This window comes from Candidatus Pristimantibacillus lignocellulolyticus, assembly GCA_023639215.1.
Lineage (GTDB): Bacteria > Bacillota > Bacilli > Paenibacillales > Paenibacillaceae > Pristimantibacillus > Pristimantibacillus lignocellulolyticus.
Genome location: CP097899.1, coordinates 1,470,634 through 1,497,092, shown reverse-complemented (window position 1 = coordinate 1,497,092; position 26,459 = coordinate 1,470,634). Strand labels below are relative to the sequence as shown.

Here is a 26,459-nt window from a genome sequence, read left to right as displayed (position 1 = left end):
AACATGCAATTATACTATAAAAACATGCAATTGTAGTGCAAAACTACTTTTGAATTTCGCTGTATACTTGTAATCAATCAATATATAAAGCGCTTACTTATAGAGTTAGAAAACGTAATGCAATACATTAATTACTTCAATATACACTGGGAGGTTAACTTATGAAGAAGTTTGGAGTAAAGGATCAAGTAGGATACGCATTAGGAGATATCGGTGGTAGTTTCGTTAACTTATATATCGGTTCATTTTTCTTAATCTTCTGTACCTATGTATTAGATGTAAGCCCTTACTTTATGGGGACGTTGTTTTTATTAGCTAAAGTGTTCGATGCAGTTTGCAATATTATTATGGGTACGATTCCAGATCGATGGAAACTCGGAAAATCTGGAGATAAATTTCTACCGTATATTACTATTTCCAAATGGATATTAGCAGCGTCTTGTTTATTATCTTTTGCTGATGTATCTAGCTGGGGATCTACAGCAACTCATATATGGGTAGTATTCGTCTATTTATTCTTCTGCGTTGCTTACACAGCGGACTCAATTCCTTACGGTTCTCTTGCATCAGTAATTACGAATGATCCTGTGGAACGCACGAAATTATCTTGTGCACGTGCTATTGGTGGCATGGTTGTTGGACTTGGCTTCTTATCTTTTGTACCAATGTTTATCTATGATGATTCTGGTGCAGTAGTTCCGAAGGCGTTTTTCCAAATTGCAATTGTATTTAGTATTTTGTCTGTATTAGCGTATACAGGACTTGTACGACTAACAACTGAACGTATTCGTGATGATAAACCAAAGGGTGCTAAATCTGATTACAGTTTCAAAGATGCATTTAAGATCGCAATTACGAATAGACCACTAATTGGAATGATGGTTGCATCCATCGGTTCACTTCTTATGATTAATGGCGTAAGCCAATTAGCTGCAATTGTTTTTGCAGAGCGTTATCATATGCCAGGAGCTTTTACGATTAATTCATTTTTTAGTATTGCTGTTACACTTCTACTGTTCACCATTATTCCTAAGTTGGTCGCACGTTTTAATAAACGTAACTTGGTTATTGCTACTTCTATTTTCAGTTTCGCGGCATCCATTTTACTAACGATCGTTACTTTTGAAAATGTATATGTATTTATGGTGTTATATAATTTGTCTACAATCGGTAACTCTGTGTTCGTTATGGTTGTCTGGGCTCTAGTAACAGATTGTATTGATTATGCTGAACTTCAAACTGGTAAGCATTATGAAGGAACACTATTCTATATATTCCTTTGCACGTAAAGTAGGAATGGGTTTAGGTGCTGCTGTTGCTAGTTACTCCTTAGGTTGGGTAGGTTTTGTCTCTGGTGCAAAATCACAAACAGCAGAAGTGACAAATGGTGTATTGAAAATGTATACAGGTATGCCGATTCTTGCATTTGCTCTTATTATTATTGGTGTAGGTTTCATCTACAATCTGAATGCGAAGAAAACAAATGAAATGTATGCAGTATTAAAAGAAAGAAGAGCAGCTCAATCTCATGAAGCGAAAGTATGATTTCTAATAGATTGTTATGAATAAAGAAGCAGGAGGGTATTACATGCGTACAAGATTTCTTTCAAAAATGACAAACGGTGAAGTCGAACAATATTTAGATCGTAATGATATTATTTATATTCCAGTCGGAGTAACCGAAACACATGGTGCCTTACCGCTAGACGCTGAAACTGTTTTAGCGGAAGCTATTGCTTTGAAAATGGCTGAAGCATCAGATGGACTTGTTTTGCACAACTTGCCTTATTTCTTCGCAGGTGGAACGATTATCGGTCGCGGTACGATTCAAATGAGTATAAAAGATGGTATGGCTTATTTAGACAAGATTGCAAAGTCGTTATTAAATCAAGGATTTAGACGACAAGTTTATGTTACTAGTCATGGTCCAGCTCATATGACATTAAGCGGTATGGTACGTGATTTCTTTGACGAGACGAAAGTGCCCATTCTATATATCGATATGTTGAAAGCAGCAGAAGCAGCCAACTGCAATTTGATGGAGTCATTCCATGATATAAGTATTGGTGCTTATAAAGTTTTGGGTAGATTAGAAGATGTTCCATTGAACGTTCCAGAATCACATTCTGTTACTTATGATGTTGGGCATATGATAGCGGGGATGGATAAAAATCCTGGTAATGCATTAGGTAAATTCGCGTATCAATCAGCTGCGGTAGGATCTTACTTTAATGAACCATCCGATCATATGGTAACACCGCTCTTGAAAACAGCGGACGAAAGAGAAGTATATGCAGATGTGGGTATTAAAGTAATAGATGAACTTATAGAGGCACTAGATATGCCAACGATCGTAGCAACACTACGCCAAGCGGATGTTTATACTAAAGATGTTATTCTCCCTAGATACGGCACTCATTTGCCACGCTAATAAAGTAAAACAAACAATAAGTCGTGCGATTCTTTTAGGATTGCACGACTTATTTGTTTATGTTTGCCTTAGTTATTGCGATCGTCATCAAAGTGTCATATCAATGTTTTATTAATCCATATATAATTAATTTACTAATAATTATGTTGTTTTCAAGTAGGAGGCGAACTTGTTGAAGTGGTTTAAGGGAAAAAATAAAAAGTCAATTATTGTATTGATTATTGTCGTTATTATCATTGCTGGCGCGCTCGATATTATATTTAAAGGATTATTGTATCAACTATTATCTAGCTTGGTTTGAGTATATATTGTAAAGAAAGTTTTGTTAGTGACAGCCAGTAGTTTGTATAACGGTTAGTGCGATGTGAAATAATGTAGTGAATATTGTACAAGTTGTATTACATTTAGAGGAGATGCAGTATGGAACTTTACTTTCTCGGTACAAGTGCTGGTATGCCGATTCGTGGGAGGAATGTGACCTCTATAGCGCTGCGAGTATCCCAGTATAACGGCTCGTTTTGGATGTTCGACTGCGGAGAGGGCACCCAGCATCAACTGTTACATACTTCCTTAAAGCTTTCCCGTCTGAATAAGTTGTTCATTACTCATTTGCATGGCGATCATGTCTATGGTCTTCCAGGTTTATTAAGTAGCCGCTCATCGCTCGGCGGTACAGATGCTTTACACATTTACGGACCGCAGGGATTACATGAACTACTGGAGACAAATTTGCGGTTAACTGAAACTCACTTGAACTATCCATTGCACATCGTGGAAATTAATGAAGGAATGTTATTCGAGGACGATGAAGTGATGGTGGAGGCGGCGAAACTGGATCATCGTATAGATTGTTTTGGATATCGAATTATGGAACATGAGCGTAAGGGAGCACTTAATGCTAGTTGGCTTGCTGAGATGGGAGTTCCAGCAGGTCCTGCCTATGGTCAATTAAAAGCTGGTAACGATATTACTTTAGAGGACGGTCGTGTCATTCGTTCCGCAGATGCCGTTGGCAAGCCATTGCCTGGACACATCATTACGATACTTGGCGATACAAGACCATGTGATAATGCAGTGAAGCTCGGTGAGGATGCAGATGTTCTTATTCACGAGGCAACATTTGCTCATGATTTGGCAGAGAAGGCATATGAGTACGGACATTCCACTGCTCTACAAGCGGCAGAAATTGCGTATGCTGCAAAAGCAAAGAAACTATTTATTACTCACTTTAGCTCCAGGTATCAGCTAGAGGATTTAGCCCATCTAGAGATGGAAGCGAGAAGTATATTTAGTAACACGGAAGCAGCGATAGAGCTGAGGCCATATACGATACTGCTGTAACTATATAACAGTATACAAATGTCTTACTTATCAGTTCTCGGATAATAAGAAAAGCCAGGTTTTTTTACTATAAATTGCTTTTTCTTTGTTAAAGCGTTTATTAATTCTGGTCCTACGTGTAAGTTCTCTTGAACGATGTGATGAGGTGTTAGTGCCATCCACTGATTAAGTGAAATATCTTCAAAGCGATCACTCTTAAATATTTCTAAAACCCACACACTCTTATTACCCGTGTTTTGAATGTAATGTCCGAAAGCACGCGGTACATAACCAACATCCCCAGCACGATAATTGAACGTGCGAGCAGTACTATTAGGTGCCATAACCGTCATTCTCGCTGTACCTGAAATATAATATTGCCATTCATCATTGTTTGGATGCCAGTGCATTTCTCTCATTGCGCCAGGTTTGATCTCCAGTAATGATGCGGCAATTTGAGTCGAAATAGGAAAGTTCGTTGAATCCACAATACGTACTGTACTCCCGCCAGGAGTTACAATTGGCTCTTGTGCAAGTAGTCGATGTGTAAATGTGGTTGGTACTGTACCTTGTGGGTCTGCTACTTGCTGACTTTCCAGTGGGCCAGGAACGTTCGATTGAAAAATATATAACTGATGGGTTGGGATTTCGGCAAAAACATTTGTTGGAACACCAAAATTTGCCGATAGGACGTCCTTTGGCGTATGAGCAAACCAATCAGAAATACTTAAAGTATTGAGGTCAGAGAAGCTACCATCAGGGAAGACAAGCAAAAACTCACTGCCTTCCTCAAGTCCTTGAATAGAATGAGGAAGTCCGGGAGGGAAGTACCAAAGATCCCCCACACCTATGTCAGCAATGAAGTTCCTCCCATTCTGATCTACTGATGTAATTCGTGCTCGACCCACAAGCATAATCGCCCATTCCGCTTGCTGATGCCAATGTAACTCTCGCACACCACCCGGAGTTAGAGCCATATTCACCCCAGCAATCGTTGTCGCAATCGGAAGTTGTCTAACGGTCACTTCTCGTGACCATCCACCGTGATTTAATTGCATATTAGTATCGGAGAAAGAGAACTTTAGGTTAGGAAGTGATCCGGCATCGGTAACAGGCGAAACTAGCATGTCAGGGTTCTCAAGATCGCGCATAATATCCCGAGGTCCTAAATCCCACCAACCAGCTCCATCATTTCTTATCGGTTGTGGTATATCTCCATTCCGTTTTTCGTTTTCCAAATGTTACGCACCCCTCATTATATACTTCACACTCATTACTAGTTAAGTGCCTATTTTAAGTTATGAATAGACTATGTATTTGGCATTTTGTCCCTCTTTTCAGCTCAGCGTTCATTGTTCATATTCAGTTCATATATTTCATTTATTATCGCTAAATCAACAGTAATCTATATAGATATATTAAGGCGTATCTATAGATGAATGAGGTAGAGACAAGTAAATATCCGCCTTAAGACGGAGCAATTTTTCCAACTTGAGATCAATTACAAAAATTGTAAAACCAATTTATAGTAATACGAAGAGGGAGGAATGACAATGAGTAATGTAATTACAAGCCAAGTCATTCGAAATAATGGGGAGTGGGCAGTTGAAGCGAGCGGACTCGTCAAAACTTTTGGTGATAATCGTGCGGTTGATGGTGTGGATTTGAATGTACGTGCTGGTACAATCTACGGTGTACTTGGTCCCAACGGAGCGGGAAAGACGACTACGATTAGCATGCTAGCTACGTTACTACGAGCGGATGCAGGGTCAGCACGTATCTTCGGATACGATGTAGTGAAAGAGTCAAATATTGTACGTCAATTGATTGGAGTAACTGGTCAATATGCCTCAGTCGATGAGTCACTTAGCGCTACCGAAAATTTGATTATATTTTCAAGATTGTTAGGACTGGGGCGAGCAGAAGCAAAGCGTAAGGCAGCGGAATTGTTGGAAGAATTTAGTTTAACGGAAGCAGCGAAACGACCGTTGAAAAATTTCTCAGGTGGTATGCGTCGCCGTCTAGATCTAGCGGCAAGTCTTATTGCACAGCCTCCACTAATCTTCTTGGATGAGCCAACTACTGGTCTAGATCCGCGAACACGTAATCAAATGTGGGATACGATCCGCCGGTTGGTGCAGACCGGTTCAACTGTACTCTTAACAACACAGTACCTCCAAGAGGCAGATGAATTAGCCGACCGGATCGCAGTAATCGATCATGGCCGAGTTGTCGCAGAAGGTACGGTGAACGAACTGAAAGCTTCAGTTGGTACATCATCATTGCATCTAAGTATTCAGCATTCACATGATATGCTAGAAACTCGTCGTATTGTTGAAAAAGTACTTAACGCTAGGTCAACAGTTTCGTCAGAAATAGGGAAAATTACGGCTCCAATGGCGGATGCTGACCGAGTCACTGATCTGCTAATTGCTCTTCGAGAAGCGGGAATTCAGCTTGCTGAGTTAAGTGTACAGAAACCAACTTTAGATGAGGTGTTTCTAACTATTACTGGCAATGATGTTACGCAGGAAGTATCATCAACGTCTAACGAGTCAGAAAAAGTGTTGGAGGTGAGCATATGAGTAGTACTTCTATTAAGTCGATTGCGGAACGCCAACTGCGTAACCATACGAGCTTTAGCCAATCTGTACGCAACTCGTTAACGATGGCTTATCGAGGCCTGCTCAAAATTCGACGTACGCCTGAGCAGTTGTTTGATGTCACGCTCCAGCCGATTCTGTTCACGCTAATGTTTACTTATATTTTTGGAGGAGCGATCTCCGGTGATGTACTTAGTTATTTGCCGATCATTATTCCAGGAATTCTTGTACAGACTGTAATTACAACTTCCATTGTTACCGGTGTCCAGTTACGTGAAGATATGGATAAAGGTGTATTCGACCGATTCAAGTCACTGCCTATTGCCCGGATTGCACCACTCGCAGGGGCACTGCTCGCAGATACAATCCGTTATACAATTGCAACAATACTCACATTCACGATGGGATATGTAATGGGATATCGTCCTGAGGGTGGCTTTGGTTACGTCGTTATTGCTGGACTTCTAGTTATTGTATGTGCTTGGGCTATTAGCTGGATTTTTGCCTTCTTCGGTGTTATTGCACGTACCGCTTCAAGCGTACAAGGAATTTCGATGATTGTGTTGTTTCCTCTTACGTTTCTATCTAATGCTTTTGTTCCCGCGGATACATTGCCGAATATTCTTCAATGGTTCGTGAAAATCAACCCAATTTCTCATCTTGTCACTGCTGTGAGGGAACTTGCTAACTCTGGCACGATAGGTGTTGACTTATATATTTCACTTATCGGCGCTGCTGTCATTGTAGCGATCTTTGCTCCAATTACAGTACGTGCATATATGCGCAGGACGTAGAGGAGAAAATAGTTTGGCCCGATTTACCCATAAAGCATCCTTTGGATGCTTTTTTTTTGTTATTGTATATGGTTAATAGTGTTAATTTTATTTATAATGTTAGTTTAATGCTTTATTATAAAGATCTGGATCCTACATAATGATTTTTAAGCATCTAAGATCGAAAGGAAGTCATCTCTTGTTTGAAACCTTACTGTTGAACTTCTTATTCTTGCTAATCCCAGTATTAATATTTTTAATTTTCTTTGAGAATAGTGCTTATTCATATAATAGAATAATTATTGTCTTGCTATCGGCAGTCGCGATGAGTCTATGTATTGCCAAGCCATTTAAACTCGATATTGGATATATTTTTGATCTGAGATACATTCCGTTTATTATCGTAGCTCTTTTTGGAGGTTATAAAAATGTTCTACCGTTATACTTAATCTTAAATGTGCACCGCTTCTATGTAGGTGGAGAAGGTAATATTAAGTCTTTACTTTTCTCAACAATCATTTTTATATTGATACCACTTTTTAGTGAGAAATTCTTGAAACTACAATCGAAAGGTCGAATTATAGCGGCAACTGTATGTTCTTTTCTCACTATGGGTTTTTATCTAATTACTTTAAGTTTTGCTCATGGGGCAGTAAGTCATCAATTCTGGGTGCTCACCGTAAATGCCTTTATGACACATGTGGGAGTAATGATAGTCATAATGATATTAATAGAAAAAATTATCGCTAACATTAAGAACCGTGATCGAATTATTCAATCGGAAAGATTAAATGTGGTGAGTGAATTAGCGGCTAGTGTATCACATGAGATAAGAAATCCACTTACGGTGACGAGTGGTTTTCTCCAATTATTGAAAAAGTCTAAGTCAATTACCGAGGAAGAGAAATCGTATGTAGATCTATCTCTACAAGAATTACAACGAGCAGAAAAAATCGTTAGCGATTATCTCTTATTTGCCAAGCCACAATCTGAAAATATGGTATATTCAAATATGAGTGAAGAATCACAATATACAAAAAATATTATTATGCCATATGCTTCCATACATAAAGTAGAGGTTGAGTTTAGTTTTAATAACTCTCTTAACAAAAGTTATGATCGTAATCAAATCCAACAATGTCTAATTAATTTATACAAAAACGGTATTGAAGCAATGAAAGAAAATGATGGTGGTAAGCTGAGTATCGATATATCAGAAAGAAAGCAAAATATTATCATTAGTATTCGTGATACAGGAATTGGAATGTCGAAGGAAGAAATCTCACGACTAGGAAGACCGTATTATTCTACGAAAGAAGAAGGAACGGGTCTTGGCATGCTTATGGTCTACAGTACCATCAATAAAGTCAAAGGGAACATTGAAGTTGATAGTGAGAAAGGAAAAGGTACAACCTTCCTTATAACTATTCCTACGTAAATAGTTGATTACTCCATTAATCGAATATATTAGCGAGCAGAATAAAACCGCAACAACGGTAGAAATATTACCATTATTGCGGTTTTATTCTATATAAGTGACAAATGTCCATGCTAGATAGAAGCCATCCGACATCCATTTTAAGAATCTATGGTTTGAATTTTCCATATTTCGTTGTTAACGGTAGTTAACTTTTACAAGGGATAGAAACCCTTGTATAGAATACATATTTAATAGGTAATTGATCAAGTGGGAGGCTATATTATTGAAAACAATACAACATATGTTCGAACACTTATATTGGGCAAATCAACGTATTTTAGAAACCTTACAAAACTGTGAAGCAGATGAGCAACAGATACGTTTATTTCTACATATCCTATGTGCAGAACAAGTATGGATAACTAGATTACATGGAATGGATAGTTCTCAACTACCAATATGGTCAGACGGTAATCTCACAGACTGTATAAATCTTAGTCAACAAAATGTAGAGAACTACACCATGTATCTCAATCAATTAGAACATACAGATCTAGATAACATCATCCAATATTCCAATAGTAAAGGGGAACAGTTTAACAGTTCTATCCGAGAAATTTTAACTCATGTAGCTCTTCATGGACAATATCATCGAGGACAAATTAATATGCGGCTCAGGCAAGCTGGAATTGAACCCGTTAGTACCGATTATATTGTTTATGTTCGATAGATTAGATACGATTTTAAGCCCATTCTGACATAATAGAATGGGATTTTTACACTTCTTAGTTTACTGAATAAACAAAGTCTGTTAATCTAGACTTGATACTCGATCAAATAACATGTTTAGCTCTATTTGGACGGGGAGCAAGTAATACATCAACATATTGGATTGTTTATTTCAATCACCTAACATACGGAGGGAATAATTTAGATGACTAATCAAGCTAAGAAAGTAGTTGTAACTGGTGGAAGTGGTATGTTGGGCCGATGGGTAGTTAAACATTTGGTGGAACATGGATATAATGTGCTGAACGTCGATACACGTCAACCGGAGGAGGCAATATGCCCTACGCTAATCGTCGATCTTGAAGATTTAGGTCAAACATACGGTGCACTTGCTGATGCTTATGCTGTTATTCATATGGCGGCAATTCCAAGAGCTGGAATGTTGCCACCAGAGGTGACATTCCGTAATAACGTAATGTCTACTTACAATGTTTTGGAAGCGGCTTCAGGACTAGGCATTAAGAAAGTCGTAGTTGCTTCTAGTGAATCTTCGTACGGCATTTGTTTCGCTGTTCATCCGTTTGGTCCTCAATATGTACCAATGGATGAAGAACATCCACAGCTGCCACAGGATAGCTACGGTTTATCCAAGGTTGTAGGTGAATTAACTGCAGATATGTTCCACCGAAGATCGGGTATACAAGTCGTTTCACTTCGCCTAGGAAATGTCATTCCACCAGAATGGTACGAACAGTTCCCATCATGGATTAATAATCCCGAGGAACGCGAACGAATTTTGTGGAGTTATATCGATACTCGTGATGCTGCAGAAGCTTGTCGTCTAGCAATAGAAGCAGAAGGACTTGGTTCTGTAGCGCTTAATCTCGGATCGAATGAGACGAGTATGGATGTACCAAGCCGTGAGCTAATGGCTGCACGTTATCCTGAGGTAACTGACTTCCGTGCTCCACTTGAAGGACATGAAGCGTTACTTAACAGTGAGAAAGCAATGAAGTTACTTGGCTGGGAGCCGAAATACAAGTGGCGTGAGCAGCTTGGAAAGTAATAGATTCATAGGAGGTTGCCCCTATATTAGGGGCGATCTCTTTTTCATCATTCTATCTTAGAGAAGGTGTTACTTCGTGGGTTATTTTCTACTCTTACTAGCTACATTAGCTTGGAGCTTTGTTGGAGTTCTAGTGAAAACAGCATCTACTATGGTGGATAGCTCCATTATCTCATTCGCTCGTTTTTTCTTCGGTGTTATCTGTCTTGTCATCTTTCTCTATATGCGTGACGGTAAGCTACAAATTAGGTTAGGGATGAAATGGATTTGGATTGGAGCACTTGCGAAAGCTGTAAATTATATATTTGAAAATATAGCTCTTAAAATGGGCTACTCCTATGGTAATATTCTCGTTCAGCCTGTTATGACCGTTGTGCTTTTGTTTGCGGCGGGATTAATGTTTAAGGAGAAAATATCAGTTAAAGGTTGGATTTCAGCAGCATTTTGCGTAGTTGGCGTGATCGTAGTTGGTTGGAATGGTACACCGCTTGATGAGCTTATGAGTGGAGGTGCATTAACGACGCTCTTGTTTACACTTGCTGGTGTCGGAGCTGCAGTACACGTACTTAGCCAGCGTATGCTGTTAAAGACTATGGACAATGGGAATATGAATTTATCTGTTTTCATGGTGAGCACATTAATGGTTGCCGCTCCAATGCCGCTGCAATCTCATAGTGTTATTGGACCGATAACGGTATGGGCATGTGGTGCTTTAGTATTACTTGGTGTCATTACAGGACTTAGCTTTTTCTGGTATGCGGAAGCTATTAAGAAAGTACCTTTTACAGTTGTTGCAATTGTCGGCAATAGTACAGTGCTATTTGGAATATCGTGGTCATATTTATTTTTTAATGACCCAATTACGATTTACATTATTATAGGTACGTTAATATTTGTGGCGGGGATTATACTATTGAATTTTAAAGTGACAAATTCTAAAGTTAGAAAAGCATCTACTGTGGGACATACTTGAAATAGTTGTATGATGTTCCATCGTTCAGCACTCACAACAAATATTTTTTTAAATGAAATAGCGTTTCCAAGCCATGTGGCTTTAGAAACGCTATTTTTAACTACCGCTGAAGAATGCACATACTGCACTATAACCGAATGAAAACGTATAGTTTTATAATGCAGCTTTTATTACTCTTTTATAATAGAGAACAGATAGTATACCGAAGATAGAATATAGAAAGGTATATAGTACCATAACCATAATCATTGGTGTCCAAACTTCAGTTCCAAACAAGAACCAACCCGATTGCACGGCAAAATAGCTATGGAAAAGTCCGATGATTAAAGGAATTCCAAAATTGTAAAGTTGCTTTGCTCGAATACCCCTCAGCAAGTCTCCTTCGGTATAACCTAGTTTCCGCAAAATGGTGTAACTCGGTTTTTCATCTTCGCTTTCATCCATTTGCTTAAAGTAGAGAATACATCCAGAAGTAATGAGAAAAGTTAGTCCTAAGAAACCAACAATAAACATAATTAGACCCATATTTATCTTTTGATTGCTACTCATTTCAAAGCGTGAAACATTATCTTTACTGAAGTTTGAAGCTAGAAAAATTTCATTTGCTGCTTTAATTTGATTCTCATCTTTAATATCAATTCCTATATATAACGATGTTGATTTTTGTATAGTCGGATTAATATCTTGCTGTAAACGTTGAAATACCGATTCGTCTACAATGGCGACGGGCAGGCCTCCATCGGTATAATTATACGAAATAACGTAGTCGGTGTTTAGCCCTACATATTGTTGTGAAATAACTTCATGCGCTCCTAACAATTTGATGGGACCAGATTTTTTCAAGGGCATAAACTTTGAAAGGAAATCATCATACCCGGTAAGGATGGTTTCATCAGCAGACACATCGATATCTTTGAAGGTTTGATCACTAATTACAGAAATAGTCATTGAATTTGGATCAAGTTGTAATTCACTTAGGTTTGAATCGATAATATGTCGTGCATCAATATTTACTTGAATGACATCAATTACGATTTCATTAAAAGCAATATGATTATCAAGTAAAGCTAATTTAAATAACTCGGCATCTTCTATGTTCGTCATCGCAAAGTTTGCGGGTACATTTTTCACTGCTGATTTTTCAGCTGAATAATAAGCGATATAACTTAAAGATAATAAACCGATAGCAAGTGCAGAAACGGTCGTAATAATCGTTAATAATAAGGCATTCGATTTCATTCGAAACATGATGGATGAAAGGGATAGTACTTCATTAATATTTAGATATCCGCCTTTGCTTTTTCTAATGATGTTCGCAATAAAGCGGACGGACCCTTTGTAGAAAAAGAATGTTCCGATAATGACCGAGCCAAGAATAAAGCTCATAGCTAGAAATAATTCATTCATTGATGTAAAGTCTCCACCAAATAACTTGGACGATACATAATATCCTAACAAAATTAATGTAATTCCAAATATACCAATCAGCATTTCAAAGAAAGAGATTTTTTTTACTTTACCTTCTGTTGATGATGTTACTCTGAAAAGGGACAATATCGTCTGCCTTCTAATAAATGTATAGTTCATCATCATAATAAACAGGTAGATAATACAGAAAACAATAAGTGTTTGAATAAATGCTTGTTTAGAAAAATACAACTGAGAAATGGCTTCGACATCCAGTGTTTTAAATAAGATCATGATGATTAATTTTGAAAACGAGAATCCAACGAATATCCCTATCGATAAGGAAATGAAATAAAGTATTAAATTCTCCACACTTAGAATGCGGAAAATTTTATTTTTGGTCATCCCTATCAATTGTAGGAGACCAACTTCTTTACTTCGTCTTTTAATGAAAATATTATTCGCATATAACAGGAAGATGGAGACAATTAGAACAAGTAATATTGAAGCGGTTTTAATAGCTGCTCCACCTTTAATGGATCCTTTAACCTCATCCATGGATGGATCATATTGAAGCGTCACAAAAGCAAAATAAAGAGCAACACTAAAGACTAGTGCGAATACATAAAGATAATAATTTTTAAGGTTTTTTTTCAGATTTTGAAAGATGAGATGATTAATGTTCATAGTGCACCCCACCTAATACACCTTGCGTTTTCATAATATCGGTTAAAAAAGATTGTCGTTCTTGATCACCTCTAGTAAGCTGCGTATAAATTTGCCCGTCTTTAATAAAAATGACTCGATTACAATAGCTTGCAGCAATTGGATCATGAGTGACCATAATAATAGTAGAGTCACGCTTTTGATTTAGATCACTCAGTTTGTTTAATAAATCAGAAGCGGATTTTGAATCAAGTGCACCGGTTGGCTCATCAGCGAAAATAATGCTTGGCTCATGAATAAATGCTCTAGCTGCTGATGTACGCTGTTTTTGCCCACCAGAAATTTCATTAGGGTACTTATCTTTCAGATCATAAATTCCGAGTTCTGTTGCGACTTCCTTGAATTTTTGATCTGCTTCTTTTTTTGGTGTTTTCGTTATCGATAATGGCAACAGAATATTCTCTTTTACCGTTAGCGTGTCTAATAGATTATATTCTTGAAAGATAAACCCTAAATATTTTTTGCGGAATTCAGCTAACTGTTTTTCTTTCATTTTTGTCATTTCAAGGTTATTAATTTTAATCGTTCCGAAACTAACTTTATCAATGGAAGAAAGGACATTAAGTAGTGTTGTTTTTCCCGATCCAGATGCACCCATAATGCTAACGAATTCACCTTTTTTAATCGTAATGTCAATTCCCTTTAATACTTCTTCTTTATTCGATTTATTACCAAAGCTTTTAGCAATTTTATTTGCCTCTAAAATATTCATATCGAAATCTCCTTAAAACTTTTTATATACTTTCTAAAATTACTTCTTCGATAGTAAAAAGTTACCTCAGAAGCATAAGCTATCTTTAATAACCTTATTATAAAAAGAGATCGCGTTTTTTGCCTTTCATTCACCTAACAAAATACAAAAGCATGTGACATTATTGTCACATGCTAACAATATTAACGAAATCATTGTTTTTTGGAAACGTTAAAGTAAAGGTTGTACCTGAGTGTAGTTGTGACTCCACATCCATATGTATTAGTAATGAATTTGCTGCTTTCTTTGTAAGATATAAGCCCATGCCTGTTGAAGAATTGTCATAATGTGTTGTCGTTGAAGTAAATCCTTTATCAAAAATTCGTGATATATCTTTAGCATCAATTCCACGGCCAAAGTCTTTAATTCGTAAATGCATTTGATTGTTGTGTTCATAGCTTTGAATAATAATATCATGTGCCTCACTATATTTAATTGCATTAGTTAATACTTGTCTGATGATAAATGATACCCATTTGGCATCACTAACAACCTCCGTTATTGCTAACTGAATGTCAAATCCAATTCCTTTTTGAATACACCATGATTGTAATGACTTAATCTCTTTGAAAATTAACGATTTCAAATCAATAGTTTCTATATATAAATCATTTTCTATAAATAATAGACGCTTCTGATGTAGCTGTTGATCAAGTAGCAAATGAATTCTGAGCCATTCGTAAGTTAGATGAGCTTTTAATGATTTATCATCTAATCGTTCGATCATTAAATGCATAGCTGTCAACGGTGTTTTCACTTCGTGAATCCAAGATAAAAGTTCGTCTTGTTCCTGCTCTAACAGAATACGATTTTGCATAGCTATCTGTCTCAAGTGCTCCGTTTGATCAGTTATACTTTGTTCAACTATCTTTTCGAAAGGACTATCAGATTGGTTTATCGCTGATAAATCAAGATTGTTCTCCCATTCCTTTAGGCTTCTATAAAACTTCGTTTCTTTATTGTAACGAATGATTAAGAAGAAGATAAAAATCATCGTTGTTAAAAATCCGATATAGAGAATAGGCTTGAAAGAGATCGACGTATCAACATAAGCAATAATGAGGATAAGAAATTGCTGAAATAGGAATAGGGCAATCCAGCTCCACCGTTCACGTAGAAATGTTATAAACATTAGTGTGCCTCTTCCACAGCAATATAACCTTGCCCGGTTTTTGTTTCGATAAACCGACCTAAATCAAGCTCATCTAGTTTTTTTCGTAAACGATTCAGATTGACCGTTAACGTGTTATCACTTACAAAGCGTTCATCATCCCATAAACTTGTTATTAATTCTTCGCGACTAACGATCTTATTCTTTTTCGTAATCAATAGTCTAAGAATATAGATTTCATTTTTCGTTAATTCGATTGATCCTACCTCATTGGTAACTATGTTTTTTTCATAATCAACCGTTGCACCGCGCCAAGTTTTGAGTGTTATTGGTTCCGTATTGTAATTATATACACGGCGAAGAATGGCTTGTACTTTAGCAACCAATACTTCAAAATGAAAAGGCTTTTGAATAAAATCATCAGCTCCGAGTTGCATCGACATCACCATGTCAGTAGGATGGTCTCGGGAAGATAAGAAAATAATTGGAACATTCGAATGGGATCGAATCATTCGGCACCAATGAAATCCATCGAACTTTGGAAGCTGAATATCAATAACAACCAAATCGGGTTTTATCGCTATAAATTGTTCCATCACCAAACCAAAATCTTCAATGCCATAAACATCATATGACCATTGCGTAAATCTATCTTTAATCTCTTTAAACAGAGTTTCATCATCTTCAATTAACATCAGTTTAAACAATGGATTCACCACACCTTAAATTATTTCGATTATATACATTTAGCTGAATATTTTAATGCACATTTATCAAATAGTATATCAGAAAGATTATAAATTCTGGAGTGACTGTTAACCGTTTATTCCGAAATATTGCATTACATGGTTGATTCAAAAAAAACCAGCGCAGAGTTGATGCTGCGCTGGTTTTTGCCGTATTATTAGTCTCGATCGTCATCGTCATCATCATCGTCGTCATGATCATCATCGTGATCTTCTTGATTATGGTCATCATCGTCATAATCGACAGACAAAATTTTTCCAGTGTAAGCATCTACATCTACTTCAACCTCACCACGACTCGTTGTTAGCTCAACTTCATACAAATGAATACCGTCATCAGTATCTTTATCCGTACTTTGCACTGTTCCTTTGACATGGTTAGCTGCAATTGTAGCTGCTTCTTTAGCGGAAATCATCTTTTTGTTAGTGGTGTTGTTTGTTGCTGTATTAGCTGGTTTTTGTTGTTGGACAGTTTCTTTGTCGTCATCTATTTTTACCTTTAAAGTTTCGCCAGTGTAGGCATCGATATGGACGTCGTATTCCTGTTTGTTTTTGACGATGTCAAAATCATAATATGTTATGCCGTCATCGTGCTCTAGCTCTACGCTTTTTACTTTCCCTTGCACAGCTGTAAGTGCGAGCTGTTGTGCTCGCTCTGAACTGATTTTTTTGTTGCTATCCGCTGATACGTTTGTCGATACTGCGCTTGTTCCAACTAATCCTGCTATCAATACAGCTGCTGATAGTGCAAAAATTTTCACTCGTTTGTTCATTTGTAATCGACTCCTTCTAATTATTATTGGGTACAGTTATTACTTTACATCCCCAAAATGAGAAGAAGGAGAGAGAAACATTAGAAATTGATGAGAAGCTACTATTAATCTTTTTCATCGCTATCATCGTCGTCTTCTTCCCAAACAACCGACATGATTGCTCCCGAGATTGCATTCACTTGTACGACTGCATCTCTGCCATCATTAACATCAATTTCTATAAGATAATATTTTTTGCCGTCCTTGGCTGTTTTTAACGAAACATCTTCAACTTCACCTTTAATATGAGCAGCAGCTAGTTTACTTGCTTTATCTGAGGTTAGCAGCTTTGCATTTTCTTTATTAGGAGTAGGGTCGATTTCCTTATCGCTATCTACATTGCTTGATCCTTGTCCTGTACCAGGTCCATTAGAACTATTCGGAACACTTGAAGGGGACGGTTCTGCCTTATCCGTTGGGATTGGTGAAGGTGTTGGCTTTACTGTTGGAGTAGGTTCCGCTTCGCTGCCCTGATCCACAGAAGAGTCATCTTCCTCCGCTAAAACCTGTAGCTGCTCAAGTGTCATAACTTCCCCGCTGTACGCACCAATCTCCACCTTATATAGTCCTTGGTCGGTTTGTAATTCCATGAGATATACATCTTTCAGTTTAACATTACTGTTTATAACACCAGGATATTGGGCGAGTAGAGCCACTTCAGCCGCTTCTCCAGTTAACATTTCGGCTTTTCCTGCCCAAGGCCTCCAAGTTAGCGTCGTAACAATGACGGCAATTACAAGAACACTGCTTCCTAATATCCATCGCCATCGTTGATTCATAGCTATCACTCCATAATGTGTTTTTCGTTATTATATCTTATGAAAATGAGAAAATGATGAGAATCGAAGCTTGCTTTGGCTATATTTTCTCTAGTGTAATAGTCACAGTTGTCCCGACACCCTCTAAGCTATCCATCTCAATATTTGCTCCAAGCGTGTCAGCAATTTGCTTGGCTAGTGATAAGCCGAGTCCTAGACCACCACTCTGTCTGCTACGTGCCTGATCAATACGATAGAAGCGATCAAATACTTTACCAAGCTCCTGCTTTGGGATACCGACTCCACGGTCCGTAATGCGAATCCAGCCATTCATATTTGATGACCCTAATGTGATCGTAATGGATTCATCACTATATTTGCGTGCATTGTCTAGAAAAATATACAATAACTGCTTCAGTAACTGTTCATCTGAGGAGACAGCTAGAGAGGGTACTCCTTCTACATAGACATCGCGATGATATGCATTTTGAAATGCAGCAGCAGTATTTGCTGTTAATACCACCGCATCAAGTTTCTCTTTTTTCATTTTCCATTGCTCCTTGTTTCTGGCAAGCAGCAACAGCTGTTCAGTCATTTCTCGCATCCGAATGGCTTCCGAATGAATGGCTTCGATTGACTCAAGAAAGAGATCAGGGCGTTCTAACCCTTTTCTTTTTAGCAAATTAGCATAACTTTCTATTACGGTAAGCGGAGTGCGCAATTCATGTGAGGCATTCGAAACAAAGCTTTCCTGCTTGGCAAAGTTGCTTTGAAGTAACTCGATCATCCGATTAAATGTATCACCCATTTCTACCAGCTCGTCTTTTGAATTGGTTGCCAGTGTCAGTTGTTTAAATTGACCGCTCTGTTGTATGTCGCGCATCGTAGTTGTCATTGAACGAATCGGCTTCATAATTAGTTCTCCTAGTAATCGTCCAGAAATAATGACAGGAATGAGAGCAAGCAATGTAACGCCAATGAGTACAAAACGCAATGATCGTAGCTTAATTATCGTATCTTGCAAGCTTTCTGTCGTTTGAATGTTGACAACTTCTCCATTGTGCCATATGACAGGCATAGAAATGAGTACGTAGCTTTGCCCATCATACTTTACAATTTCAGACTTCTTCTGGGCATAGAAAACCGCTGGTTTTTTGCTTAGCTCCGTCTGTGATGGAGAAGTAACGGGGGGATAACTTACCCCATTTTGAGCGACAATTTGTAGCATTCCATCAATTGGGGCATAAGCACGAAGCAAATCTGACAGTGGCATGGTTGCATTATCCTGTAAGCCACGAGCGATAGCTGTCGTCTCAGTTTTTGCTTGCTCGATCTCGCTATTAAGCGACATATAATTAAACAATAAGTATATCGATACGTTCATAACAATAAGAAGAACAGCGAACAAAAGCGATGAATATAGATGGATTTTACTTTTTAGTTTCATCTTATATCGTATCCTTTAATACATATCCGACACCTCGAACAGTTTGGATCAGCTCAGGGAGTCGACCATTATCGATCTTTTTACGAACATATCTAATATATACGTCTACAATATTTGTTTCGCCGTAATAATCAAATCCCCAGACTGCTTCGAGAATTTGCTCACGCTCTAATACTTGTCGTTTGTTTTTCAGTAAATAAACGAGTAAATCATATTCGCGCGGAGTGAGTTCAATCGCTTTTTCTTCGCGGATTACTTCTCTCGTCTTTTCATTTATTTTGAGATCAGCTGCGTATAACCATTCATCTTCAATACGTTCTAACTGCGGCATCGCCGCACGCAAACGAAGTGAAGCACGAATTCGAGCTAGTAGTTCTTCAATTTGAAAAGGCTTTGTTATGTAATCGTTGGCTCCATAATCAAGTCCAGATATTTTATCTTCAACAGAGTCTTTCGCGGTTAGCAAAATAACGGGAGTAACGGAATCATGTGCACGAATGCGTCTTAGTAATTCAATACCGCTCATTCCCGGAAGCATAATATCTAGCAACACTAGATCCCATTTGGCACCGTGGAATGCTTCTGAAGCTGTCAGACCATCCGGACAGCGTTTTACATGATAGCCTTCCATTTCAAGTTCAATTTCCAACAATCTAGCAATTTTTTCCTCGTCCTCGACAATGAGTATGGAATGCTTCATAATTATGCTCCCTCCATATAGCTACTTTTTTTCTATAATAACATAATGTACACAAAATGGATGAATAGGCTTGGCAGCTCGAAGAGTATGGCAAGTGGGGCATGCACTTCATTCAATTTTGTTATTGAACTAGACTCATATTGAGGCATACGAGATTGAACATTTTAAGCATTGTTCATAAAATTAGCCAAGCCACAATTATATTTATACTACCTACACCTTTGTGCAGTAAAAGTATAAATTTGAATAGTGTGGCTTGGCTAATTGAATATTTATTTAACTGTATATGCTGAAATGAAGTAGAATTCTTTACTTCGTTTCAATAATCGCTACTGCTTTAGCATCAAGCATAAGCTGTTGCTTTACTTCATTTCCTGTAATCAACTCTGTTCCTTGCACTTCACCCAAATCAACGTGCACAGCTTCGTTATTATGATTGAGTATAAATAGTAAAGACTGTCCTTGCGGAGCTACTCTTGTTGATACCTCAACACCTGAAATAGGTGTAATTGATGCACTAATACCTTTCGTTTCAACAATATGAGCTAGTAGCCCCTGCAAAAATTCTGGCTCAGGGCTAGATGCGACATACCATGCATGACCTGCTCCGAATTGATTGACTGTCAGTGCAGGCATTCCTTTATAAAACTCACTGCCGTAAACTGCCTTTACTTCGGCACCTTCGGCATGAATGAGATCGCAAACGATATTACAGCTATATTCCCCCGATAATGTTCCAAGTTCACCTTGTAGTACCATTTGATTGCTTTGATCAGGGAATAAGGCATCAATTTCTTCGGCCCATATTCCTAGCACTTTACGTAACTCACCAGGATATCCACCTAGCGTAACAATATCGTTCTCATTAACAATTCCACTAAAGAACGTCGTTAAGAAAGTACCTCCGGATTGTACAAATTGCTCAATTCTAGCTGCATAACCTTCCTTAACCATATACAGTACAGGAGCAATAACGACATCATATCCAGATAAATCATCTTCTACGCCGATCATGTCAACTTGGACATTTTGCTGGAATAAAGCATCATAATATTTGTGTACTTCATTAACATAATCTAAGGCTATAGTTGGTCCACTTGACAGCTCAATTGCCCATCGGTTTTCCCAATCAAATACAATAGCCACTTTTGCTTTAATGCGACTGTCTAATATTTTATCCGATAACGTATATAGTTCTTGCCCTAATTGTGCACACTCGCGGAATACTCTCGTATGCTCATGGCCTACATGCTCGATAACAGCGCCATGGTACTTTTCACATGCACCAATTGATCTTCGTAATTGGAAGAACAGCACAGTATCTGCACCATGCGCAACAGCTTGATAGCTCCAAAGTTTCATAACACCTGGGCGCTTTAAGGAGTTGTAAGGCTGCCAATTTTGTTGACTTGGTGTTTGTTCCATCAACATAAACGGCTGTCCTTGCTTAATACCTCGCATTAAATCATGCGTCATCGAAGTTAAACTAACGGGCGTATCAAGTGAAGGGTAATTATCCCATGATACAATATCGACTTCCTTTGCCCATTTAAAGTAATCAAGCTCTTTGTACAATCCCATCATATTTGTTGTAATAGGTATATTAGGTGTATGTTTTTTGATAGCAGCGTGCTCAAGCTTATAGCAATCAAGGAGACTATCTGACATAAATCTACGATAATCTAATGATATTCCTTGGAAGCTAGTACGGTTTGTACCCCATTCCTCCGATAAGGCATTAGGTGGAACAATTTCCTCCCAATCGTAGAAAGTATGTCCCCAAAAGTTTGTATTCCACACTTTATTAACTTGTTCAATTGTACGATAACGTTGCTGTAGCCATGTGCGGAATCCAGCGGCACAGTTATCACAATAACAGTATCCGCCATACTCATTACTAACATGCCAAATGAGTAGTGCTTCATGATCTTTATAGCGGTGAGCAAGCTTTTCCGCAAGCTTTTCAGAATATTTCCGATACGTTGGGCTGTTAGGGCAAGAATTATGTCTGCCACCAAATTTACGTTTGCGACCATCAAAGTCTACACGTAATACATCTGGATATTGGCGAGCCATCCATGCCGGATGAGCAGCTGTACTTGTTGCCAAACATACGTAAACACCATCTGCATGTAAACGATCAATAATTTCATCTAGTCGTGCAAAATTATAAGTTTCTTCATTCGGTTGTAATAAAGCCCAAGAAAATACATTAATCGTTGCTACATCAATTCCGGCAAGTTTGAACATTCGTAAATCTTCGTGCATTACTTCGTGGTCCCATTGCTCTGGATTGTAATCTCCACCGTACCATATTTTTGGTAGTTTGCTATTAATCATCTCTACACCTCATTTTATTAAAGTTAGATATAAGAATAAGTTCAGTATATATCAATATAAAGTGTGTTAAAATATAATATATTTACAAACACGTATAATAATATGGAAGTTTAATGAGGCGGGAGTGAAAGTGATGATGCATACGCGATATGAATTAACACCCTCTGCAATTAGTAGTTTTCCTTTATTTATCGAGAGTATCGGGCATAACGAAGATCAAGAAAAAATATTTCGTCCTCATGGGTTTTCATACTTTCATTGGTTACAAACTTACGAGGGCGAGGGTGAATTTATTATAGAGGATAAGACCTATCGACTTACTAAAGGAACCGGAGTTTTACTATATCCTGATGTAGCCCATACGTATTACACTGTTACGGATCAATGGTGCACACAATATATTACGTTTGGTGGCAGTAATGTCGATACCATTCTACGTACACTTGGCATAGAGCAATCCACCTATTTCAGCTGGGAGGAACATTCTCCACTACATATGACGATTACGAACATAATAGACAAGCTTGAAAACAATAACAATGATATATATTATTCTAGCTACGATATGTCTTCAGACGTATACTTTTTCCTCATGCAGCTGAAGCAACATGGTCAGATGAATAATCGAACTTCAATTCAGCGTCATATCGTACAATTACAGCCAGTATTGGATTGGCTAGAAATTCATTACGCTGATCCAAACGTTGGAATTGAACAAATGGCAACAGTGCTGAAACTAACTCCAAGGCAAATGAATACGTTGTTTCAAACTGCATTTCATGTATCTCCATATGCGTATCTCATTCGATTACGACTTAGAAAGTCTAAGGAGATGTTACTCCTTGAAAGAGAGATATCGATTACTCAAATTGCAAGTCGTGTAGGATTTCGTGATGTTAGTCATTTTGTAGCTAGCTTTCGAAAGCAGATGGAATTAACTCCTGAGAAGTTCAGGTTAATGAATTAGTAAGAGACGATGTAGTTACCCATTCCAATTCGAATGGGTAATCATAACATCAAAAAGATACGTTCAATTCTTGTTATAAGACTTTTAATTCAGGCTTATGAGTAGTCGATGTTTTAACGAAATGAACTAATAACCAACGAGAGATTGGTCCTACAATTAGTAATTGCGCTGGAAGTGCCACAATAATATTTAGTCCGACTGTTTTAATGTACTCAAACAAATATGAACCTTCGATTCCCATCAATGTCGCTTTCAGAATAACTCCGTAAACTGACATAATAAGTACCATTGAGGGAACCATACAAAAAGCAATCGCTAATATCATGTTGATTTGCTTAGATTTGTTATATGGTAACGATAACGCAAGTTTGCGTGCTTTAGGTTCAACTAAGGACTCCACGATAAAAGCGACGGCAAAAGTTATGACGAATTGAATTAATGCACTTCCAATTGTAAAATCTGAAAACCCGTGTAGAGCGGTGTTATAGGTGGTCATAATAATAACCATTCCAAAACACATAAATAGTCCGAAAATAATACCTTCTTTTTTATTGCTAGGCAAAATAAAAACATCCTTCCTTTAATAACATAAAGTTGATTATATAGGACAGATTTTTTCTTCATAAGTGACGTTTTTGTGAACTTATGAAAATAAATTTATTGTAAGCAGCTAACGCTGTTTACTAAAATGACAACCCCTACATATTGAGTTATACTTAGAAACGTTATAAACACCCTTTAAATTTATAGATAGGGGTTTTTGTTGTGATTAAAGTACATAATGTCAGTAAAAACTTTGCACAGTTTGAAGCTATTAAATCTATTTCCTTAACGATAAGTAAAGGTGAAATTTACGGAATCATTGGAGCAAGTGGAGCAGGTAAATCTACTTTGCTTCGTTTAATAAATTTGCTCGAAACCCCTGATCAAGGGGAAGTAGAAGTTAATGGTCTACAGTTAACAAGTTTGAACAGTGCTAGTCTTCGTCAAGCTCGCAAATCAATTGGGATGATCTTTCAGCATTTTAATCTAGTTGCGAATAAGACGGTTTATGAGAACATCGCGGTAGCGCTACAGCTGGCAAATTATCCGAGTAAAGAACGTAGAAGCCGTGTGTTGGAGTGTCTTCAATTTGTTGGATTGGAAAGTTATATAGATCAATATCCTGCGGAGTTAAGTGGTGGACAAAAGCAACGAGTTGCGATTGCACGGGCTTTAGCTAATAATCCGCAAGTATTATTATGTGACGAGCCTACCTCTTCGCTTGATCCTAATACAACTGCTGAAATTTTAGCAGTATTAGAAAACATCAATAAAAGGCTTGGCGTTACGATCGTTATTGTCAGTCATGAGATGGATGTCATTCGAAGTATATGTAACCGAGTAACTGTAATGGCAGCTGGAGAAATTTACGATACCGTAGATATCCAGCCAAAAGGAATTCACAAGATAGATCATAGCCCTCAAAGCTTTGTAGAACAACTAATAAAGGGTGGTGAGAATGATCATGCCTGAAATATTAGTTCAATATCAAGCTGAAATTATAAAGGCTATCGGAGAAACCTTTGTCATGGTGGGCGTTTCTATTCTAGCTGCAGTTCTCATCGGGCTCCCAGTAGGGACGTTTTTGTTTCTTTGCAGAAGAGGCCAACTGCTAGAAAATCAATTTAGCTTTCAACTGCTGAATTTAATAGTTAATACGATACGTTCTTTCCCGTTTTTACTATTAGTCGTTTTTCTAATACCATTTACAAGAATAATTATTGGTACTGCGATTGGTACTGCGGCTGCAACTGTTCCATTAGCGATAATCGCGATTGCGCATTATTCAAGGTTAGTCGAACAATCTTTATTGGATGTACCTAAAGGAGTAATGGAAGCAGCGATTTCGATGGGGGCATCGGTTAAACAAGTTATTTTTAAGTTCCTTTATGTTGAGGCGCGTTCTGGATTAGTGCTTGGATTAACGACCTCGATAATTAGTTTTATTTCATACTCGACGATTATGGGTGTTGTCGGGGGTGGTGGTATCGGAGACTTTGCGATTAGGTATGGTTATCAGCAGTTTAAGACGGATTTGATGATGTATATGATTATCATTATGGTTATACTGGTACAGCTCATTCAATTTATTGGAACAACTGTATCAAGAATAATAGATAAAAGATAGTGTATGCTTCCGAAGTAACTTTTTGTTATCTAAGAAGTGAATTAGAAAGTACACAAAAAGTTAGGCTTACGCTTCCGAAGTAACTTTTTGTTATCGAAGAAGCAAATGTGAAAGTAAACAAAAAGTTAGGTTTATGCTTTCGAAGTAACTTTTTGTTATCGAAGAAGCAAATGTGAAAGTACACAAAAAGTTAGGTTTATGCTTCCGATGTAACTTTTTGTTATCAAAGAAGCGAATTAGAAAGTTCACAAAAAGTTTTAAGGAGAGAAACAACATGAAAAAACTGATTTTAGTACTAACGTTATTTACATTTATTGTAGCTGGTTGTGGTCAAGCGAATAATGCTAACGAGCCCAATACTAGTGGAAATGTAACAGGTAATGAAGAAGTAACATTGAAAGTAGCTTCATTAATTGCTCCAATGACAGAGATTCTTGATCTTGTGAAGCCAAAGCTAGCTGAGCAAGGTATTAATCTAGAAATGGTTGTATTAAGTGACAATGTTCAACCTAATAGCGCTCTTGCAGCAAAAGAAGTTGATGCGAATTTCTTTCAACATGTACCTTACATGGAAGAATTCAATAGAAACAATGATTCTGAGCTAGTCCCAGTTAAGCCAATATACTTTGCCAATTATGGTGTATATTCTAAAGCATATAAATCTATGGATGAACTGCCTGATGGTGCGGTCATTGCTATTGCCAATGATATTTCTAATGTTGATCGTTCTCTAGCGATGTTAGCTCAACATGATATCATCAAGTTACAAGAAAAAACGGGTACATATTATACGCAAGCGGACATAATTGAAAACCCGAAAAATTATAAGTTCGAAGAAATTGATTTGTTAATGCTAGCGAGAATGTATGATGACGCTGATGCAGTCGTGATGACTCCTGCTTATGCAAAACCACTTGGCTTAACACCAAAAAGTGATGCACTACTTACAGAAGGTGTAGAAAATGACTTTGCTATTACGTTAGTTGCACGCAAAGATAACGCTGATTCTGAGTTAATTCAAAAGCTAGCTGAAGCGATGACTAGTCCAGAAGTACGTGAGTTTTTAGAAAAAAATTATGACGAAACGGCAATTCCAGCGTTTTAATGAAATTAAAGGCGAATTCTCATTCGGATTGAATGGAAATTCGCCTTTATTTATTAATGAATTTCGTTATTAAGGTCTGCTTTTTTTGAGCGTCTTCTACTGCT

The 26,459-nt window shown here is 37.6% G+C and carries 25 protein-coding genes; 14 read left to right on the top strand and 11 right to left on the bottom strand.

The window, feature by feature from the left end; translation table 11 throughout:
• The first annotated feature begins 161 nt into the window (after nt 1-161).
• From NAG76_06180 to rnz, 4 genes are all read left to right on the top strand, one after another.
• Nucleotides 162-1,289 (top strand): MFS transporter, encoded by a 1,128-nt coding sequence (locus NAG76_06180; GenBank protein ID URN95831.1) that lies wholly within the window; start codon nt 162-164, stop codon nt 1,287-1,289.
• A complete protein-coding gene (locus NAG76_06175; GenBank protein URN95830.1) occupies nt 1,252-1,545 on the top strand; it encodes an MFS transporter in 294 nt (97 codons plus the stop codon). The genes NAG76_06180 and NAG76_06175 overlap by 38 nt, the downstream gene beginning before the upstream one ends.
• A gap of 43 nt (nt 1,546-1,588) precedes the next feature.
• Entirely contained in the window at nt 1,589-2,431 is an 843-nt protein-coding gene (locus NAG76_06170; GenBank protein URN95829.1) for a creatininase family protein, read from the top strand.
• 420 nt (nt 2,432-2,851) lie between these two features.
• The gene (gene rnz, locus NAG76_06165; protein ID URN95828.1) at nt 2,852-3,772 is read left to right on the top strand and encodes a ribonuclease Z; all 921 of its coding nucleotides are present in this window, start codon (nt 2,852-2,854) and stop codon (nt 3,770-3,772) included.
• Between the two features lie 23 nt (nt 3,773-3,795).
• Here rnz and NAG76_06160 read toward each other — a convergent pair whose 3' ends face one another.
• Nucleotides 3,796-4,989: an oxalate decarboxylase family bicupin gene (locus NAG76_06160; GenBank protein URN95827.1), complete on the bottom strand. Its 1,194-nt coding sequence runs from the start codon at nt 4,987-4,989 to the stop codon at nt 3,796-3,798.
• Between the two features lie 315 nt (nt 4,990-5,304).
• Between NAG76_06160 and NAG76_06155 the strand changes: the two genes are divergently transcribed.
• From NAG76_06155 to NAG76_06130, 6 genes are all read left to right on the top strand, one after another.
• Nucleotides 5,305-6,336, top strand: coding sequence for an ATP-binding cassette domain-containing protein (locus NAG76_06155; GenBank protein ID URN95826.1), 1,032 nt, complete (start codon nt 5,305-5,307; stop codon nt 6,334-6,336).
• Nucleotides 6,333-7,148, top strand: coding sequence for an ABC transporter permease (locus NAG76_06150; GenBank protein URN95825.1), 816 nt, complete (start codon nt 6,333-6,335; stop codon nt 7,146-7,148). Before NAG76_06155 ends, NAG76_06150 begins: the two co-directional genes overlap by 4 nt.
• A gap of 178 nt (nt 7,149-7,326) precedes the next feature.
• The gene (locus NAG76_06145; protein ID URN95824.1) at nt 7,327-8,565 is read left to right on the top strand and encodes an ATP-binding protein; all 1,239 of its coding nucleotides are present in this window, start codon (nt 7,327-7,329) and stop codon (nt 8,563-8,565) included.
• Between the two features lie 265 nt (nt 8,566-8,830).
• Entirely contained in the window at nt 8,831-9,277 is a 447-nt protein-coding gene (locus NAG76_06140) for a damage-inducible protein DinB (GenBank protein ID URN95823.1), read from the top strand.
• A gap of 204 nt (nt 9,278-9,481) precedes the next feature.
• Nucleotides 9,482-10,342, top strand: coding sequence for an NAD(P)-dependent oxidoreductase (locus NAG76_06135; protein ID URN95822.1), 861 nt, complete (start codon nt 9,482-9,484; stop codon nt 10,340-10,342).
• Between the two features lie 76 nt (nt 10,343-10,418).
• Nucleotides 10,419-11,315: a DMT family transporter gene (locus NAG76_06130; protein ID URN95821.1), complete on the top strand. Its 897-nt coding sequence runs from the start codon at nt 10,419-10,421 to the stop codon at nt 11,313-11,315.
• 153 nt (nt 11,316-11,468) lie between these two features.
• On the opposite strand, the gene NAG76_06125 is transcribed toward NAG76_06130, so the two are convergent.
• The 9 genes from NAG76_06125 to NAG76_06085 form a co-directional block, all read right to left on the bottom strand.
• Nucleotides 11,469-13,409: an ABC transporter permease gene (locus tag NAG76_06125; protein ID URN95820.1), complete on the bottom strand. Its 1,941-nt coding sequence runs from the start codon at nt 13,407-13,409 to the stop codon at nt 11,469-11,471.
• Complete coding sequence (locus NAG76_06120; protein URN95819.1) at nt 13,399-14,160, bottom strand: ABC transporter ATP-binding protein; 762 nt, start codon at nt 14,158-14,160, stop codon at nt 13,399-13,401. Before NAG76_06120 ends, NAG76_06125 begins: the two co-directional genes overlap by 11 nt.
• A gap of 166 nt (nt 14,161-14,326) precedes the next feature.
• The gene (locus NAG76_06115) at nt 14,327-15,331 is read right to left on the bottom strand and encodes a sensor histidine kinase (protein URN95818.1); all 1,005 of its coding nucleotides are present in this window, start codon (nt 15,329-15,331) and stop codon (nt 14,327-14,329) included.
• Nucleotides 15,331-16,017, bottom strand: a complete 687-nt coding sequence (locus tag NAG76_06110) for a response regulator transcription factor (GenBank protein URN95817.1) — start codon at nt 16,015-16,017, stop codon at nt 15,331-15,333. The genes NAG76_06115 and NAG76_06110 overlap by 1 nt, the downstream gene beginning before the upstream one ends.
• A gap of 197 nt (nt 16,018-16,214) precedes the next feature.
• Complete coding sequence (locus NAG76_06105; GenBank protein URN95816.1) at nt 16,215-16,829, bottom strand: PepSY domain-containing protein; 615 nt, start codon at nt 16,827-16,829, stop codon at nt 16,215-16,217.
• A gap of 104 nt (nt 16,830-16,933) precedes the next feature.
• Nucleotides 16,934-17,647 carry a PepSY domain-containing protein gene (locus NAG76_06100; GenBank protein ID URN95815.1) on the bottom strand — a complete coding sequence of 238 codons (714 nt, stop codon included), beginning with the start codon at nt 17,645-17,647 and terminating at the stop codon, nt 16,934-16,936.
• Between the two features lie 79 nt (nt 17,648-17,726).
• On the bottom strand, nt 17,727-19,073 hold the full coding sequence (locus NAG76_06095) for a HAMP domain-containing histidine kinase (protein URN95814.1): 1,347 nt from the start codon (nt 19,071-19,073) through the stop codon (nt 17,727-17,729).
• A gap of 1 nt (nt 19,074) precedes the next feature.
• Complete coding sequence (locus NAG76_06090) at nt 19,075-19,776, bottom strand: response regulator transcription factor (GenBank protein URN96775.1); 702 nt, start codon at nt 19,774-19,776, stop codon at nt 19,075-19,077.
• 306 nt (nt 19,777-20,082) lie between these two features.
• The gene (locus NAG76_06085; protein URN95813.1) at nt 20,083-22,113 is read right to left on the bottom strand and encodes a beta-galactosidase; all 2,031 of its coding nucleotides are present in this window, start codon (nt 22,111-22,113) and stop codon (nt 20,083-20,085) included.
• Between the two features lie 133 nt (nt 22,114-22,246).
• Between NAG76_06085 and NAG76_06080 the strand changes: the two genes are divergently transcribed.
• Complete coding sequence (locus NAG76_06080; GenBank protein URN95812.1) at nt 22,247-23,080, top strand: AraC family transcriptional regulator; 834 nt, start codon at nt 22,247-22,249, stop codon at nt 23,078-23,080.
• Nucleotides 23,081-23,153: 73 nt separating this feature from the next.
• Here NAG76_06080 and NAG76_06075 read toward each other — a convergent pair whose 3' ends face one another.
• Nucleotides 23,154-23,642 (bottom strand): DUF2798 domain-containing protein, encoded by a 489-nt coding sequence (locus tag NAG76_06075; GenBank protein URN95811.1) that lies wholly within the window; start codon nt 23,640-23,642, stop codon nt 23,154-23,156.
• Nucleotides 23,643-23,845: 203 nt separating this feature from the next.
• On the opposite strand from NAG76_06075, the gene NAG76_06070 reads away from it, so the two are divergent.
• From NAG76_06070 to NAG76_06060, 3 genes are all read left to right on the top strand, one after another.
• Nucleotides 23,846-24,595, top strand: coding sequence for a methionine ABC transporter ATP-binding protein (locus NAG76_06070; GenBank protein URN95810.1), 750 nt, complete (start codon nt 23,846-23,848; stop codon nt 24,593-24,595).
• The gene (locus NAG76_06065) at nt 24,588-25,250 is read left to right on the top strand and encodes an ABC transporter permease (GenBank protein ID URN95809.1); all 663 of its coding nucleotides are present in this window, start codon (nt 24,588-24,590) and stop codon (nt 25,248-25,250) included. Before NAG76_06070 ends, NAG76_06065 begins: the two co-directional genes overlap by 8 nt.
• A 274-nt stretch (nt 25,251-25,524) precedes the next feature.
• A complete protein-coding gene (locus NAG76_06060; GenBank protein URN95808.1) occupies nt 25,525-26,355 on the top strand; it encodes a MetQ/NlpA family ABC transporter substrate-binding protein in 831 nt (276 codons plus the stop codon).
• Nucleotides 26,356-26,459 lie beyond the last annotated feature (104 nt).

What these genes read in the sequence shown, in the direction of transcription:
- NAG76_06180 (URN95831.1), top strand. Translation starts at nt 162, where the DNA reads ATGAAGAAGTTTGGAGTAAAGGATCAAGTAGGATACGCATTAGGAGAT.
- NAG76_06150 (URN95825.1), top strand. Translation starts at nt 6,333, where the DNA reads ATGAGTAGTACTTCTATTAAGTCGATTGCGGAACGCCAACTGCGTAAC.
- rnz (URN95828.1), top strand. Translation starts at nt 2,852, where the DNA reads ATGGAACTTTACTTTCTCGGTACAAGTGCTGGTATGCCGATTCGTGGG.
- NAG76_06100 (URN95815.1), bottom strand. Translation starts at nt 17,647, where the DNA reads ATGAATCAACGATGGCGATGGATATTAGGAAGCAGTGTTCTTGTAATT.
- NAG76_06065 (URN95809.1), top strand. Translation starts at nt 24,588, where the DNA reads ATGCCTGAAATATTAGTTCAATATCAAGCTGAAATTATAAAGGCTATC.
- NAG76_06105 (URN95816.1), bottom strand. Translation starts at nt 16,829, where the DNA reads ATGAACAAACGAGTGAAAATTTTTGCACTATCAGCAGCTGTATTGATA.
- NAG76_06095 (URN95814.1), bottom strand. Translation starts at nt 19,073, where the DNA reads ATGAAACTAAAAAGTAAAATCCATCTATATTCATCGCTTTTGTTCGCT.
- NAG76_06125 (URN95820.1), bottom strand. Translation starts at nt 13,409, where the DNA reads ATGAACATTAATCATCTCATCTTTCAAAATCTGAAAAAAAACCTTAAA.
- NAG76_06060 (URN95808.1), top strand. Translation starts at nt 25,525, where the DNA reads ATGAAAAAACTGATTTTAGTACTAACGTTATTTACATTTATTGTAGCT.
- NAG76_06155 (URN95826.1), top strand. Translation starts at nt 5,305, where the DNA reads ATGAGTAATGTAATTACAAGCCAAGTCATTCGAAATAATGGGGAGTGG.
- NAG76_06175 (URN95830.1), top strand. Translation starts at nt 1,252, where the DNA reads ATGAAGGAACACTATTCTATATATTCCTTTGCACGTAAAGTAGGAATG.
- NAG76_06170 (URN95829.1), top strand. Translation starts at nt 1,589, where the DNA reads ATGCGTACAAGATTTCTTTCAAAAATGACAAACGGTGAAGTCGAACAA.
- NAG76_06120 (URN95819.1), bottom strand. Translation starts at nt 14,160, where the DNA reads ATGAATATTTTAGAGGCAAATAAAATTGCTAAAAGCTTTGGTAATAAA.
- NAG76_06135 (URN95822.1), top strand. Translation starts at nt 9,482, where the DNA reads ATGACTAATCAAGCTAAGAAAGTAGTTGTAACTGGTGGAAGTGGTATG.
- NAG76_06115 (URN95818.1), bottom strand. Translation starts at nt 15,331, where the DNA reads ATGTTTATAACATTTCTACGTGAACGGTGGAGCTGGATTGCCCTATTC.
- NAG76_06085 (URN95813.1), bottom strand. Translation starts at nt 22,113, where the DNA reads ATGATTAATAGCAAACTACCAAAAATATGGTACGGTGGAGATTACAAT.
- NAG76_06080 (URN95812.1), top strand. Translation starts at nt 22,247, where the DNA reads ATGATGCATACGCGATATGAATTAACACCCTCTGCAATTAGTAGTTTT.